Genomic DNA, 14,756 nt, shown 5'->3' on the forward strand with positions numbered 1-14,756 from the left:
TGACAAAAGCATTAAAATAAGCCTGTGACATAAGTCGCAGGCTTTGAGAAGTTAATTTTATTTAATTAGTTCATAAATTCCTTGTGCATAGATTGCAGCAGCACGGATTAAATCATCAACTGGAATAAATTCGTTTGCTTGATGCATTGTATCAGGAACACCAGGGAACATTGCACCAAAGGCAACACCACGTTTCATTAAACGACCATATGTTCCACCACCAACAACTTGACCGTGAGCATCTTCACCAGTTTGTTCACGATATACATTCAAGAGAGTCTTAACCAATGGATCATCTTCAGAAACATAGTGTGGAACCATTCCGCCTTCATGTTGGACGAATGTTGCATGGTATTCATCAGCAGTTGAGTTAAGTCCTTTATTAATGTATTCTGGATCAGTACCTTTTGGATAACGGAAGTTTAATGTGATTGAACCACCATTTTCTTCATCAAATTTAAAAATCCCAGCGTTCATTGTTAAATCACCCATAACATCATCTGTATAAGCAATATCAAAGTTATTTAAACGTGAGTCTAGGTGTAATTTTTCAGCTGAAAATGCAATGAAATTTTTAGCTCCATTTTCAAAATCAAATTGATTTAAGAATAATGCAAGGTATGTACCAGCATTAATTCCACGTTTTGGTTCTTGAGCGTGAGCAGCTTTACCAATTACATGAATGTATAATTGACCATCACGAACATCAGCTTCACCAACAACTGGATTTTCAGCGATAAATTCATCAAATTTTTTAATCATTTCATCATAGCTATCTGCTTTAATCCAAGCTTCAGCATCACGTGGAACCATGTTTTCACGTAATCCAGAATCAAATTTAACAAGTTCATATTTGCCACCATTAGTTGGAGCAAATTTAGCGTCAAAAGTTACATTTCCTTTTTCACCATTAATAATAGGGAAGAAGGCATCTGGTGAGAATCCAAAATCTGGTTCAGGCATGTTTTTAAAGTAATAATCCATTCCACGCCATGAACTTTCTTCATCAGTACCTAGGATAAAGGCTACTTTTTTACTTACAGGTAAGCCTAAATCTTTAATGATCTTTAAGCCATAGTATGCTGCCATGCTAGGACCTTTATCATCTGAAGCACCCCGAGCATATAAACGGCCATCTTTAATTACAGGATCAAATGGATCAGTATTCCAGCCATTGCCCGCAGGCATAACATCAACGTGAGCTAAGATTCCTAAAGTTTCATCGCCATCTCCGAATGAAATTTCCCCAGCCATGCCATCGATGTTTGTAGTTTTAAAGCCATCCCGATCTGCGATGCTTAAAAATTGATCTAAGCCAGCTTTAGGACCTGGTCCTAAAGGTGCATCCTTTGTTTTTTTGCTTTCATCACGAACACTTTCAATGCGTAACATTGATTTTAAATCTGCTAAAAGATCGTCACGCCGACTTTCAGCTTCTTTTTTCCAATCAATAGCCATAATGTAGCCTCCTTAATGTTAATAATTTAATATTATCACATTGGAAATGACAAAGAAAAGTTTAATTACAATTTCATTTTTTTAATCTGATTTATGTTATAATTTTACAGGAAAATATGTTAGAAAGAAGGCATTAAATGACGAACACATTTGGTGTTGTACTAGTATACATCGTATTTGTGATTTTAACAGTTTACAATATACGGGTTAATTTTAAACTAGCTAAATTACGGATGAACAACGTTGCTCGCGATCCACGAAGTTTATCTGGGGATGAATTAAAAGAAATTAGATCTTTAAATCGTGAAAAAAGAAGATGGATGGTTTTAAGTCAAATTTTATTTTTTAGTTCATTGCTGTTAATTTTTAATGGATCAATGGGAATATTAGGCTTTTTCCTTGATCTTTACTCAATCGCAGGAATTGTTTCAAGCAAAATTGACTTAAATGCAATTGAACTTCTTATTAAAAGCAACTCATAAAAAAATCTGTGACGTAAAAGTCACAGATTTTTTATTTATAACGTTGCGCCTTTAATTGGTCAGCTTGAGTGCGCGTAATATGATTTAATTCAACTAATTTATCTTCAATTTGATCTAAAAGAAAATTACGATCTGCAATGCTGTCAACAAAGTCATATTTATCGCCATCAATAATGATTAAAGGTGATTTACCAGTTTTTTTGTACCAATCTAACCATCGATCATAATATTTCAATAAATTTTGATAATATTCAGGTAAGGTAGGATCAGATTCAACTTGTTCATAATCACGTCCACGTTTCTTGATTCGTTTTAACATCGTTTCATATGAAACCTTGATAAAAATCATGAGATCTTTTGAATCAACGCCACTTGCATATTGAAGTTCATCTAACATATTTTGTAATAGTTCTTGATAAGTTGAGTATTCAACTGCAGTTGCATTTCCCATATCGGTATTCATTTTCATAAACAACGCATCTTCATAAATTGAACGATCTAAGATGTTATTAGCTTCTTTTTTTGCTTCTTTGATCATTCTAAAACGGCGATTTACAAAAAAAGTTTGTAGTAGGTAAGTATAAGGGTTAGTAGCATCTTGATCGCCTGCAGCACGTTTTTTAGCAGCAATTTCATTTCCCTTATAGAATAGTGGTAGAACCGGATTATCTTCAACTGGTTCAAAAAAAGCTTGTGATCCTAATTCTTTAGATAATATTTCAGTCATTGTTGATTTTCCAGAACCAATAATTCCAGCTAGTGTAATCATGATAATTTCTCCTTTAGTTAAAGCATCATTTGTAATTTTACATTTTAAAAAGTGATAAATCAATTTTAAAAGAGAGATAAGTTGCAATCTATTGTAAAATTTGGTAATATCTTTTAGAAATTCATGATAAGGAAGTGCTCGATATGGAAAAGAAATTTAAGGTTGGCGATAGCGTATTATGCAAAGCTTTCGGACCATTAAAGCATAATTTTACTGGTAAAGTTGAAAAAATTTACGAAAACTCAGCTTTAGTTCGTCTAGATCAATATGATCCAGAAGATAAAATTGCGGTGGGAGATTTACATAACCAAGCAATTGTACGGTTAAAAGAAATGAAACATTATAAAGATGGCATGGAAATTGAACTCGCTAAGGTTAAGAAAAGTGAAACGAATTCAAGTAATGCAGCAACAAATGCTGAAAATGATGATGTAAGCACAGAAAAATAATTAAATATTAATTAACATTTTAGGGAAATTTATGCTATACTATTACTCAAAGATGCGGGTGTAGTTTAGTGGTAAAACCCCAGCTTCCCAAGCTGGTGTCGCGAGTTCGATTCTCGTCATCCGCTTGGAATTTTATTCAATCATAGAAACTAGTAGGTCTTGGAATATCACAGCGAGTTCGGGATGATGGAAGCCGGATATAGGAATGGACTGAATCGCACTTCTTAGAATAACTAATTTAATAATTTAAGTGGATTACTGTTTAATCAATTAGAGTGGTACCGCGGGATAACTCGTCTCTTACATTTTTTGTAAGGGACTTTTTTTATTTATCAAGGAGGAATTATTATGGATTATAAGCAAAATGTAGCTCAAGCGATATTTGATGTTGTCGGTGATGATTTAACATTGGATCAAATTGTTGACAAAATTGAAGTTCCTAAAAATTTAAAAATGGGAGATTATGCATTCCCAGCATTTTTATTAGCTAAAACAATGCGTAAAGCACCCCAAATCATTGCACAAGAAATTGTTGAAAAAGTTGATCAAGATGGTTTTGAAAAAGTTGAAGCTGCTGGTCCTTATGTAAATTTCTTTTTAGATAAGCAAAAAGTTGGTGGCGAAATTATCCAACAAGTGTTAGATCAAAAAGAACACTATGGTGATTTGAATTTAGGTAATGAAGGTAATGTAACAATTGATATGTCTTCACCTAATATTGCTAAACCAATGTCAATGGGACATTTACGTTCAACTGTAATTGGTAATTCCTTGGCTGAACTATTGAAGAAAACAAATTACAAGCCAATCAAAATTAACCACTTAGGAGATTGGGGAACTCAATTTGGGAAATTAATTGAGGCATATAAACTTTGGGGAAACGAAGAAGATGTAAAGAAAGATCCAATTAATACATTATTGAAATATTATGTGCGTTTCCACGAAGAAGATCAAGAAAATCCTCAATTAGATGATGAGGCACGTGCTTGGTTTAAAAAACTTGAAGAAGGCGATGAAGAAGCTACTCGTCTTTGGAAATGGTTCCGTGAAGAATCTTTAAACTTTTTCATGGGAATTTATAAACGGTTAGGAATTACCTTTGATTCATATAATGGAGAAGCTTTTTACAATGATAAAATGCAAGCAGTTATTGATGAATTAAAGGAAAAAGGATTATTAAAGGAAAGTCACGGTGCAGAAATTGTAGACTTGTCAAAATATAATTTAAATCCAGCTTTAATTCAAAAATCAGATGGATCAAGTTTATATATTACACGTGACTTAGCAGCTGCAATTTATCGGAAAAAGACATATAACTTTGTTCAATCATTATATGTAATGGGAAATGAACAATCAAATCACTTCCATCAATTAGTCGCTGTTTTAAAGGAAATGGGCTATGATTGGGCAAAAGACATGCACCACGTTGCTTTTGGATTAATTACATCAGGTGGTAAAAAATTATCAACACGGCGTGGAAACATCATTTTATTAGAAGAAGTTTTAGATGATGCGGTTAAATTAGCTCAGGAACAAATTGAAGAAAAGAATCCTTCACTTGAAAACAAAGCAGAAGTTGCTAATGAAGTTGGTGTCGGTGCTGTTGTTTTCCATGATTTGAAAAATGATCGGATGAATCAATTTGATTTTGACCTAGAAGAAGTGGTTCGTTTTGAAGGTGAAACCGGACCATATGTTCAATATTCACACGCACGTGCAATGAGTATTTTAAGGAAAGCGGGCATTACAGAAGAAACTGAATTACAAGTTTCAGGATTAAAAGATCCAGATGCATGGGAGACAGAAAGATTAATTGGTGATTTCTCAATGAATATTCAACGTGCAGTTAAAGAATATGAACCATCAATAATTGCTAAATATGCAATTCACTTGGCAAAGGCATTTAACAAATATTATGCACATACTAAAATTTTAGTAGATGATGGTCAAAAGAATGAACGGTTAGCATTAGTTCAAAGTGTTGCAATCGTGTTGAAAGAAGCACTTCGTTTATTAGGTGTTAAAGCTCCAGATGAAATGTAGAATAACAGAATAATAATTTTAAAAAGAGGATGTGAGGTTAATTGCACATTCTCTTTTTAATTTGCGTAAAAAATTTTGATTATAATTCATTATGGTAAAATTGATTAACATCCTGTACAATATAGATTTAAAAAGGATAAAGGAGTATAGTTAATGGGATTTAAAAAGAAGATGAATTTTTTAATGCAGCGTACAGGATTAAGTTACTCGCAACTAAAAGAAATTGCAGAAAGAAGCAAATATTATCACTTTGATGCGCGTTTAGAATGTAGTATTTCTCAAAGTGAGTTAAGAAGATATAAATTTTTTGTTATTAATAACACAGGAGTTTTAATTTTTCCTGTAACTACACTTAGTGGCACTCAGTGGCGAGTGATATATGACAATAGTAGTTATTTTCCACACTATTCAAATTATTTACTGCAAAGTGGTTCTTTTGAAAAAGGATATGTTTGTCGAACCACTGATTTAATTGCAATTTCAACCAAGGATGTTTCTTTTTTAAAAAAGCATAGTTTTAAATTTCATGAATTCATGGAACAATCGATTCATTCTTTTTTAGATTGTATTATTAATCAGCAAATTGTTTGCACAAATGTAACTATTTCGGAACGAATAAAAAATATTATCTTTTACTTGGCGAAACAGTATGGACATCCAATTTCTGCAAAAGAAATTGCATTACATGTTCGTCATTGTGATTTAGAATCATTAGCAATTGCAACTAATCAAGCAATTGTAAATTCGATTAATGATTTAAAGAAAAAGAAAATTGCTCGAATTAAATGGAAGAGTATAATATTAAAGCGGGAATACCTTGACAAAAGGCAAAGCGAAATTTAGGTAGAAGGACGTTTAGTGAATGAAAAATTCAGAAATAAAAGAATGGCTACTGAACAAGTGGCAAATTTTTTGGCATTGGTTTAAAGCTAAATGGCATCGATATCAAATTTGGAAATGGCTTTTAATTGTTTTTTTATCAGTCTTTTTAGTAGTTAGTATACGTCTAGTATACATTGCTAAAACTTCTAATGTCGATCAACTAAAAGCAAGATTACAACAAGCCACTTTAGTATATGATTCTTCTGGTAAAAAAGCGGGGTCTTTATATTCACAAAAAGGGACATGGGTACCTTTATCTAAAATTTCTAAAAATGTTCCTGATGCGGTTTTATCAACTGAAGATCGTAATTTTTATCATGAATATGGATTTTCAATTAAAGGAATTGCAAGGGCTGGAGTTTTACTTGTACGAAATCGAATTTTAGGTCAAGATACAATTAGTGGAGGCGGAAGCACAATTACTCAACAATTAGTAAAAAATGCTTTCTTATCCCAAGAACAAACTTTTTCAAGAAAAGCAAAAGAAATTTTTATTGCAATGCAAGTTGAAAATACATATAGTAAAAATGAAATTTTGACGATGTATTTAAACAATGCATATTTTGGAAATGGAGTTTGGGGAGTTCAAGATGCTGCTAAACGTTATTTCGGAGTTTCAGCGTCACAATTAACAGTTCCTCAAGCAGCAACTTTAGCTGGAATGTTGACGAATCCAAGTGGCTTTAATCCTACTGATCATCCAGAAGCATCTAAAAAGAGAAGAAATTTAGTATTGCAGATGATGTATGAAAACAAGAAGATTTCTAAATCGGAAATGGAAACTTATCAACAAACACCAATGGTGACTCATAATACTTATAATTATGAGTCAGGTTACAATTATCCATATTATTTTGATGCAGTTATCAATGAAGCAATTAATGAGTATGATCTATCTGAAAAAGAAATTATGAACGGTGGATATAAAATCTATACTTCATTAGATCAAAGTCAACAAAAAGTAATGCAACAAGCATTTGCTAATCCAAACTTGTTCCCAGCAGCACAAGTAGATGGTACTCAAGCTCAAGCGTCTTCAATTGCAATTGATCCTGATAATGGTGGAGTAACTGCATTGGTAGGTGGGCGTTCTGGGACACATGTTTTTCGTGGATATAATCGTGCTACTCAATTAGTGCGTTCACCTGGCTCAACCATTAAGCCATTAGCTGTTTATACTCCAGCACTTGAAAATGGCTATCATTATGATTCAATGGTAGAAGATAAATTACAATCATATGGTTCAAACAAATATACTCCACATAACTGGAATAATGTATATCAAGGAAAAATTCCAATGTATGAAGCCCTTGCATTAAGTAAAAATACTTCTGCTGTATGGCTACTTAATAAGATTGGAGTTCAAAAAGGATATGATTCTGTTGAGAAATTTGGAATTAAACTTTCAAAATCTGATGACAATTTAAGTTTAGCATTAGGTGGATTGAAAAAGGGAGTTTCTCCATATCAAATTGCAAGTGCTTATACTGCATTTGCCAACAACGGTGTTCGCTATGAACCACATTTGATTACTAAAATTGAAGATCCTTCTGGTAAAGTGATCGTTGATAATACTAAAATTAAGCATAAACGCGTAATGTCAAAGAAAGTTGCTAAAGAAATGACAAGTATGATGATTGATGTTTATACACAAGGTACAGGGGTAAGTGCTAAACCAAGTGGTTATACAATTGCAGGTAAAACAGGTTCTACTCAAAGTACTGATGACATTAATCAAAATGGAAATGCTGAAGATGATCATTGGTTTGTAGGATATACTCCCGATGTAGTCGTAGCTACTTGGATGGGGTATGATTCAGATAAATACAGTTTAAGTGAATATGGTGCTGATGAAGGTGCCGGATTATTTAAAACTGAAATGGAAGGGATCATTCCGACGACTAAACAAACTTCCTTTAATGTTCAAGCGGCTTCTACACTTGCAAATAAAGCAAGCCAGTCAAGTTCATCTTCATCAAGTAGTACAACAAATGATTTTTGGAGTAATGTTGTTGAAGCTGGAAAAAATTTCGGAAATGCTGTCCAAGAAAAAGCAAATGAATTTAAGCAACAGTTAAAAGGATTATTCAATTAATAATTAAGGAATAGAGGGCGATAAAATGGCGAAACAAATTTTTGACTATAAAGTTGATGAAAATATGGATTTATTTGCATTGATTAAAACAGCTGATGTTCGGATTGCCAAAAATGGGTCGAAATTCATCTCATTTGTATTTTGTGATCAGTCAGGTGAAATTGCAGCAAAATTCTGGGATGCTTCAGATCAAGATATTCAAAACTTTACTGAAGGAAAAGTAGTTCATATTAATGGAAAGCGAGAAAACTATCAAAATAATCCACAAATTAAAATTTTTAATTTGCACTTACCTCATGAAGATGAACCCAATAATCCACTTGATTTTATTCAAAAAGCTCCAGAAGATACTAAGCAAATGGAAAAAGAATTTAATGAGTTTTTTATTCAAATTCAAAATCCAACCTGGAATAAAATCGTGCACTACTTAATTAAAAAGTATCATGATAGTTTCTTTAATTTTCCAGCTGCTAAAAAGAATCATCATGCATTTGCCGGTGGTTTAGCTTATCATACCTTATCAATTTTACGGTTAGCCAAAACGGTTGCTAATGAATATGATATAATTGATCGTTCATTATTGTATGCAGGAGCAATTTTGCATGATTTAGGTAAGACCATTGAGCTTTCAGGACCAATTGCAACCAAATATACACTAGAAGGAAATCTAATTGGTCACATTGTATTAATTGATGAACAAATTGTAAAAGCATGCCAAGAGTTAAGAATTGATGAACAGGCTGAGGATACAATTTTATTACGCCATATGATTCTTGCACATCATGGCTTATTAGAATATGGTTCCCCAGTTCAACCTCATATTGTGGAAGCTGAAGTGCTACATCATTTGGATGATTTAGATGCCTCAATTCAAATGATGAAGGGAGCCTTGGAACATACTGAAAATGGCGAATTTTCCGAACGGATCTTTGGATTAGATGGACGTAATTTTTATAAACCAGAAAAATGATCTGATAAATTTAGAATAAAAGACCGTAATTGACTTACGGTCTTTTTGATTTAGACAAAAACAAAGTGTAATAAAGGACATTAAAAAAGACTATAACTTGTGTTACAGTCTTTTTGAAATTTATTAATAAATTAATTTGCAGAACTACTTTCTGCTATTGAACTAGCATTTGATGATTCAGCAGCACTTGATGATTGTGAAGTAGCAGAACTTTCAGTTGAAGAATTTTCTGCAGTAGTGCCAGTTGTAGTTGATGATGTTGAAGTATAGTTTGCTAAGATGTTTTGTAAATCTTTATCTTTAATTGAAACATCACCATTCTTCAATACCTTAGAAATTACATTCTGTAAGGTTGTTGAGTTGTTCATTTCTTCATCAATTATTTGATTCTTCAATTCTTTAGTATGATCTTTCATCTTACCTTTTCCAGGATTCTTGATGCAGTAAATGATTTGGTAACCATAGTCAGTTTTAACAGGTGTTTCTGTAAATTGACCAGTTTTTAACTTGAAAGCGGCTTTCTTGAATGCACTGTCTAATTGAGTATCAGTATTATCAAATGCAGGTAATTTTCCGCCACTATCCTTAGTACTTTCATCAGTTGAATATTTTTTAGCTAACTTTTTAAAGTTACTGTAACTGCCATCTTCTTTAAGTTTATTAATAATATCTTGAGCTTCAGATTCTTTTGAAACTAAGATATGAGCAACTGTGATTTTAGGTTCATATGATTTCCATTGTTCTTTTAACATTTTGTTTGTAATCTTAGTATTAGCGATTACAGCTTGACGAAGTAATAAGTTAGAACGAATTTGTTTCTTTAATGATGAAGGTGTTAACCCATTTTGTTCCAATGCACTTGAGAATGAAGAACCATATTGGCTTTTAAGTTCATTATATTGTTTATTAACTTCTTTTTTAGAAACTTTGCTACCGTAGTCTTTTTCTAAAACTTTATCTAAGATCATTTGTTGTAAAACTTGCTTACCACTTTGTGTTTGCTTCATTTGGTCATAATATTCACTTTCAGTGATTTTACCACCAGAAGTAGTTGCAACTGTTTTTGAGCAAGCAGCTAAACTAAATGTCATTAAAACTCCTAAAGCTGCAACTAGCAGTTTTTTCATTTTTTTCATGAGAAATAAACACATCCATTCTATTTTTTTAAATAACAGTTATAACTATAACATAAAGAATTTTAAGCGTCATAAAATTCTGAGAAAATTCATAGATTGTTACGTTTTTGTTCTACTCATGATCTAAATCTTTTTTAATATTTTCCACAATTGGATTAATATTATTTGTATAGTTAGTGATATCATTGCTTAAATCAGAAAAATCTTCTTTGGCATCACTAAATGTTTTTTTAGCTTGAGTAATTTTATCCTTTAAAGTAAAAGATTTATCAATTACATCATCAACAGAGTTATTTAAACGACTCACATCAATTGAATATTTGATAAGTGCATCTAAAATTTGATCTTTCTTTAAATAAGCAATTCCTGCTAATGTTCCTGATACAAGTAAGAAACGAAAAAGAAATTTTTTCATGTTATTCCTCCAAATTATTTTTGATTTTAGAAGCAATTTCATTTAATTGCGCTTGAGTATATTTGCTAGAGTTATCAGTAAATTTTATTGCAAAATCATCTGAATCACGTGTAAACCGTGGAATGAAATGAATATGTGAGTGAAATACAGATTGATATGCGACTTCACCATTATTATTAACAATATTTAATCCTTTAGTTTTAGGATTTGCTTTTTGCACTGCACGCGCCATCATCGGAATTTTGGCAAGTACTTTTTGAGCAAGTTGATCATCATATTCAAAAATATTTGCAACGTGCTTTTTTGGAACCATTAAAGTATGACCTGGAGTTGTTTGAGAAATATCGAGAAACGCAACTACATCGTCGTCTTCATATACTTTTATGCTAGGAATTTCACCATTAATAATTTTACAAAAAATGCAATCAGTTGCCATAATTATCCTTCTTTCAATATATATTTCACTTTCCAGTATAACTAAACATGGTATAATTTTCACTAACAATAATGTGAAAGGAATAAGAGGATGACATTAAAAATTAGTCATTTAGTTGGGGGATACTCTCAAATTCCCGTTTTAAAAGATATTTCATTTGAAGTAAAACCACATGAATTAGTGGGGTTAATTGGATTAAATGGGGCAGGTAAGTCAACTACGATTAAACATATTATTGGTTTATTAGAACCCCAAAAAGGCACAATTACAATTGATGGAAAAAGTTTATTAGCTGATCCGCAATTTTATAAATCAAAATTAGTATATATACCAGAAACTCCAATTTTATATGATGAATTAACATTAAAAGAACATTTAGAATTAACAATTATGGCATATCAATTAGATGAGAAAAAAGCGTGGGAAAAAGCCAAGCGGTTATTAAAAATGTTTCGTCTTGATAAAAAGTTAGATTGGTTTCCAGCTAATTTTTCAAAGGGGATGCGGCAAAAAGTAATGATTATTACTGCATTTATGACAGATGCAGAGGTATTTATTATTGATGAACCATTTTATGGATTAGATCCACTTGCAATTAATGATTTGATTTCATTAATTACAGAAGTAAAAAATCAAGGAGCTGCAGTCTTAATGTCAACTCACGTATTAAGTACAGCAGAACAAGTTTGTGATCGGTTTGTAATGATTAATAACGGGAAGGTAAAAGCTCAAGGAAATCTAGAACAATTAAAGCAGCAAGCTTCTAATGAAAATGCAAGTTTATCTGATATTTATTTAGGGATGACTCAGGAGGAAAATCACAATGGCTAAACTGTGGAATCAACGACTAAATCAATATCAAAAAAAAATACTAAGGTATTTACGATATGTATTTAATGATCATTTTATAATTGCGCTATTTTTTATTTTTGGAGCAATTTGTTATGGGTATGTTAAGTTAATTGATAATTATATTCAGCCACAGACATTTTTAGACAGTTTAATTGCAATTGTTATTTTGTTAATTATTCTTCAAATTGGCAAGTTTGCAACGTTGTTAAAACAACCTGATATTGTTTTTTTATTACCTAATGATTATCGAATTGATGAATACTTAAAAAAAGCGGTTCATCATGGCATGATTGTTAATGGAATTATTCAAAGCATCTTAACACTTTTCTTAGTTCCATTTTTAGTTAAGATTCTTGATTTTACCTTATTTGGTTGGATTGTCATTTTAGTAAGTCAGGTTTTATTTAAAAGTGGAGAGTTAATTTTAGATAAGGTAGAATTATTTAATGAGGATTTAAAAAAAGTATTTTTAACGATTAAATTCTTATTTCCATCGCTTGGAATCATTTGTGGAACTTTAATAAACCCAATATTAGATGGATGTATTGCAGTAATTTATTTATTAAGTATTAGTTGTTTACAAAATAAATGGCAACAAAAACACGTTTTCAAATGGAAAAGTGCAGTTGAACTTGAGGAAAAAAGAATGATGAAAATTTATAAGTTCTTTAGTTTATTTACAGATGTTCCTGAAGTCCAACAAACGATTAAAAGAAGAAAATATATGGATATGCTTTTGCCTAGATATAAATCTGATAAAAAACAAACATATATATTTTTATATTGGCGAGGATTTTGGCGGAGTCCAGAATATAGTAGTTTATTTATTCGATTGACAGTTATAGGTGGACTTTTAATTGGGCTTACAAAGATTAAGTGGCTAGTTGTTTTAGTTGCATGTTTATTTGTTTATTTGACGGGATTTCAATTAATTCCATTAGCAGAACAATATTATGACAATGTTTTTACGCATTTATATCCTATTAGTTTAAATTTGCAACAACAAGCGTTTAAAAAAATGCTGATTAATCTTGAATTAATTCAAATTATTACATTTGTAATTATCCTTTTTTTCATGAGTCATTCATTTATTACGACTTTATTTTTTGCCGGAAGTTCACTTTTAATAGTGTGGATTTTGAGTGGACAAATCTTAAAAAAGAGAATGATAAAAATGGCTTGACAGTTTTTTATTAAATTTGTAGACTTAAATTAGTTATCGATATGTGTAGGAGGAGAGTGGCAATATGAAACCCAATCAAAAAACTGGTTGGCGCATTCTCCCAGTCGATGGTGATACCGGAATGGCATATATGGGTGTAAAAAATGATCGCCGTTTATTTTTAAAACGGAATACTTCACCATTTTTAGCAGCTCTTTCACTAGAAGGAATTACGCCAAAATTAGTTTGGACTAAGCGAATGACTTCAGGTGATATTTTAACTGCTCAAGAATGGATGAGGGGAAGAAACTTACACCGAAATGAAATGGGTGAAAAACGCGTTTCTGCGTTATTATATCGGGTACATCATTCTTCACTTTTGAAGAAAATGTGGCGTCAAGTTGGAGGATTAACAATTACTCCAACTGATTTGTTAGATGAATGTTTTATGCGTTTATCTCCAGATTTGAGAACTCATCCTTTAATTGCTAAGGTGTTAAAAGCTCTTAGAGCGAATATTCCATCACTGGAGCGCTCGAATTACGAAGTATGTCATGGCGATTTAAATCATAAAAACTGGTTATTATCTGATACTGGCAAACTTTACTTAGTTGATTGGGATTCTGCTAAATTAGCCGATCCTGCATTAGATTTAAGTATGCTAATGTGTCAATATGTCCCACGCAATAAGTGGCAAAAATGGTTAATTCAATACTTGCAACAAGAACCAAGTGAAGATTTGAAAAAACGGATAAATTGGTATGCAATGGTGAATTTAATCCAAGTAATTGAGGACCGTCATTCGCGTGGTCGTTTCCATGAAATGAACCAAGACATAATTAAGTTATCTGAGATTGTAGAAAAACAAGATTATTTTGAAATTTAGTAAATATTGCAAATGAGAGGCTAGACAGCAGTCTGAGCCTCTGATTTTTTAGAGAGGAATTTAAAATGAGACTTAGAAACCGTCCTTGGGCTAAGCCATTAATTGAAGAAAATCCGCAATATGTAGTAACAGAACCGGAAAAATTAAAAGGAAATTGGCAAAGCCGCTTTAAAAAAAACGCTCCTTTGTTTATTGAAGTTGGAATGGGGAAGGGGCAATTTATTGTTGAACAAGCTGCGCGCCATCCTGAAAATAACTATATTGGAATAGAATTACAAACCGTAGCAACTGGTTATGCTTTAAAGAAACAATTAGAACGCCAACTTCCTAATTTGCAATTAGTCCGTGCAAATGGGGCGGGATTAACTGAATATTTTGAAGTAAATGAAGTTGATGGGATTTATTTGAATTTTTCTGATCCATGGCCTAAAAAACGTCAAGCTAAACGGAGATTAACTTATCCTACATTCTTGAAGCAATATCAAAGTGTAATGAAGGATAGTGGATACATTGAATTCAAAACTGATAATCGTGGTTTATTTGAGTATTCACTTGTTTCAATGAATAACTTTGGAATGGAATTTGAGCAAGTTTGGCTTGACTTACATCAAAGCGATGATTTAGAAGATAATGTAATGACTGAGTATGAGGAAAAATTCAAAGAAAAAGGTCCAATTTATAAATTAAAAGCACGTTTTAAGGATGTAAAGGAGAAATAGTT

The 14,756-nt window shown here is 31.9% G+C and carries 15 protein-coding genes and 1 tRNA gene; 11 read left to right on the forward strand and 5 right to left on the reverse strand.

The window, feature by feature from the left end; all coding sequences use genetic code 11:
• Positions 1 to 57: 57 nt before the first annotated feature.
• Positions 58 to 1,458 (reverse strand): dipeptidase PepV, encoded by a 1,401-nt coding sequence (gene pepV, locus ACWCL1_RS03665; protein WP_454545564.1) that lies wholly within the window; start codon positions 1,456 to 1,458, stop codon positions 58 to 60.
• A gap of 137 nt (positions 1,459 to 1,595) precedes the next feature.
• Between pepV and ACWCL1_RS03670 the strand changes: the two genes are divergently transcribed.
• Entirely contained in the window at positions 1,596 to 1,940 is a 345-nt protein-coding gene (locus tag ACWCL1_RS03670; RefSeq protein ID WP_454545565.1) for a hypothetical protein, read from the forward strand.
• Positions 1,941 to 1,971: 31 nt separating this feature from the next.
• On the opposite strand, the gene ACWCL1_RS03675 is transcribed toward ACWCL1_RS03670, so the two are convergent.
• Complete coding sequence (locus ACWCL1_RS03675) at positions 1,972 to 2,709, reverse strand: deoxynucleoside kinase (RefSeq protein WP_454545566.1); 738 nt, start codon at positions 2,707 to 2,709, stop codon at positions 1,972 to 1,974.
• Between the two features lie 143 nt (positions 2,710 to 2,852).
• Here ACWCL1_RS03675 and ACWCL1_RS03680 point away from each other — a divergent pair, with 143 nt between their 5' ends.
• From ACWCL1_RS03680 to ACWCL1_RS03705, 6 genes are all read left to right on the forward strand, one after another.
• Entirely contained in the window at positions 2,853 to 3,158 is a 306-nt protein-coding gene (locus tag ACWCL1_RS03680) for a hypothetical protein (protein ID WP_454545567.1), read from the forward strand.
• 54 nt (positions 3,159 to 3,212) lie between these two features.
• Positions 3,213 to 3,283 (forward strand) — tRNA-Gly (locus tag ACWCL1_RS03685).
• Positions 3,284 to 3,506: 223 nt separating this feature from the next.
• Complete coding sequence (gene argS, locus ACWCL1_RS03690; RefSeq protein ID WP_454545568.1) at positions 3,507 to 5,201, forward strand: arginine--tRNA ligase; 1,695 nt, start codon at positions 3,507 to 3,509, stop codon at positions 5,199 to 5,201.
• A 153-nt stretch (positions 5,202 to 5,354) separates the two neighbouring features.
• Positions 5,355 to 6,044, forward strand: a complete 690-nt coding sequence (locus ACWCL1_RS03695) for a hypothetical protein (RefSeq protein ID WP_454545569.1) — start codon at positions 5,355 to 5,357, stop codon at positions 6,042 to 6,044.
• A gap of 19 nt (positions 6,045 to 6,063) precedes the next feature.
• Positions 6,064 to 8,178: a PBP1A family penicillin-binding protein gene (locus ACWCL1_RS03700; protein ID WP_454545570.1), complete on the forward strand. Its 2,115-nt coding sequence runs from the start codon at positions 6,064 to 6,066 to the stop codon at positions 8,176 to 8,178.
• A gap of 25 nt (positions 8,179 to 8,203) precedes the next feature.
• Positions 8,204 to 9,148, forward strand: a complete 945-nt coding sequence (locus ACWCL1_RS03705) for a 3'-5' exoribonuclease YhaM family protein (protein WP_454545571.1) — start codon at positions 8,204 to 8,206, stop codon at positions 9,146 to 9,148.
• A 131-nt stretch (positions 9,149 to 9,279) separates the two neighbouring features.
• Here ACWCL1_RS03705 and ACWCL1_RS03710 read toward each other — a convergent pair whose 3' ends face one another.
• From ACWCL1_RS03710 to ACWCL1_RS03720, 3 genes are all read right to left on the reverse strand, one after another.
• Positions 9,280 to 10,275 carry a peptidylprolyl isomerase PrsA gene (locus tag ACWCL1_RS03710; RefSeq protein WP_454545738.1) on the reverse strand — a complete coding sequence of 332 codons (996 nt, stop codon included), beginning with the start codon at positions 10,273 to 10,275 and terminating at the stop codon, positions 9,280 to 9,282.
• Between the two features lie 121 nt (positions 10,276 to 10,396).
• The gene (locus ACWCL1_RS03715) at positions 10,397 to 10,699 is read right to left on the reverse strand and encodes a hypothetical protein (protein ID WP_454545572.1); all 303 of its coding nucleotides are present in this window, start codon (positions 10,697 to 10,699) and stop codon (positions 10,397 to 10,399) included.
• A gap of 1 nt (position 10,700) precedes the next feature.
• Positions 10,701 to 11,135: an HIT family protein gene (locus ACWCL1_RS03720; RefSeq protein ID WP_454545573.1), complete on the reverse strand. Its 435-nt coding sequence runs from the start codon at positions 11,133 to 11,135 to the stop codon at positions 10,701 to 10,703.
• 90 nt (positions 11,136 to 11,225) lie between these two features.
• Here ACWCL1_RS03720 and ACWCL1_RS03725 point away from each other — a divergent pair, with 90 nt between their 5' ends.
• The 4 genes from ACWCL1_RS03725 to trmB all read left to right on the forward strand — a co-directional run bounded on the left by ACWCL1_RS03725 (position 11,226) and on the right by trmB (position 14,754).
• Positions 11,226 to 11,966 carry an ABC transporter ATP-binding protein gene (locus tag ACWCL1_RS03725; protein WP_454545574.1) on the forward strand — a complete coding sequence of 247 codons (741 nt, stop codon included), beginning with the start codon at positions 11,226 to 11,228 and terminating at the stop codon, positions 11,964 to 11,966.
• On the forward strand, positions 11,959 to 13,170 hold the full coding sequence (locus tag ACWCL1_RS03730; protein WP_454545575.1) for an ABC transporter permease: 1,212 nt from the start codon (positions 11,959 to 11,961) through the stop codon (positions 13,168 to 13,170). Before ACWCL1_RS03725 ends, ACWCL1_RS03730 begins: the two co-directional genes overlap by 8 nt.
• Positions 13,171 to 13,234: 64 nt before the next feature.
• Positions 13,235 to 14,035: a phosphotransferase family protein gene (locus ACWCL1_RS03735; protein WP_454545576.1), complete on the forward strand. Its 801-nt coding sequence runs from the start codon at positions 13,235 to 13,237 to the stop codon at positions 14,033 to 14,035.
• Between the two features lie 65 nt (positions 14,036 to 14,100).
• Positions 14,101 to 14,754: a tRNA (guanosine(46)-N7)-methyltransferase TrmB gene (gene trmB / locus ACWCL1_RS03740; RefSeq protein ID WP_454545577.1), complete on the forward strand. Its 654-nt coding sequence runs from the start codon at positions 14,101 to 14,103 to the stop codon at positions 14,752 to 14,754.
• The last annotated feature ends 2 nt before the right edge of the window (positions 14,755 to 14,756 follow it).

This window comes from Ligilactobacillus sp. LYQ135, assembly GCF_053711055.1.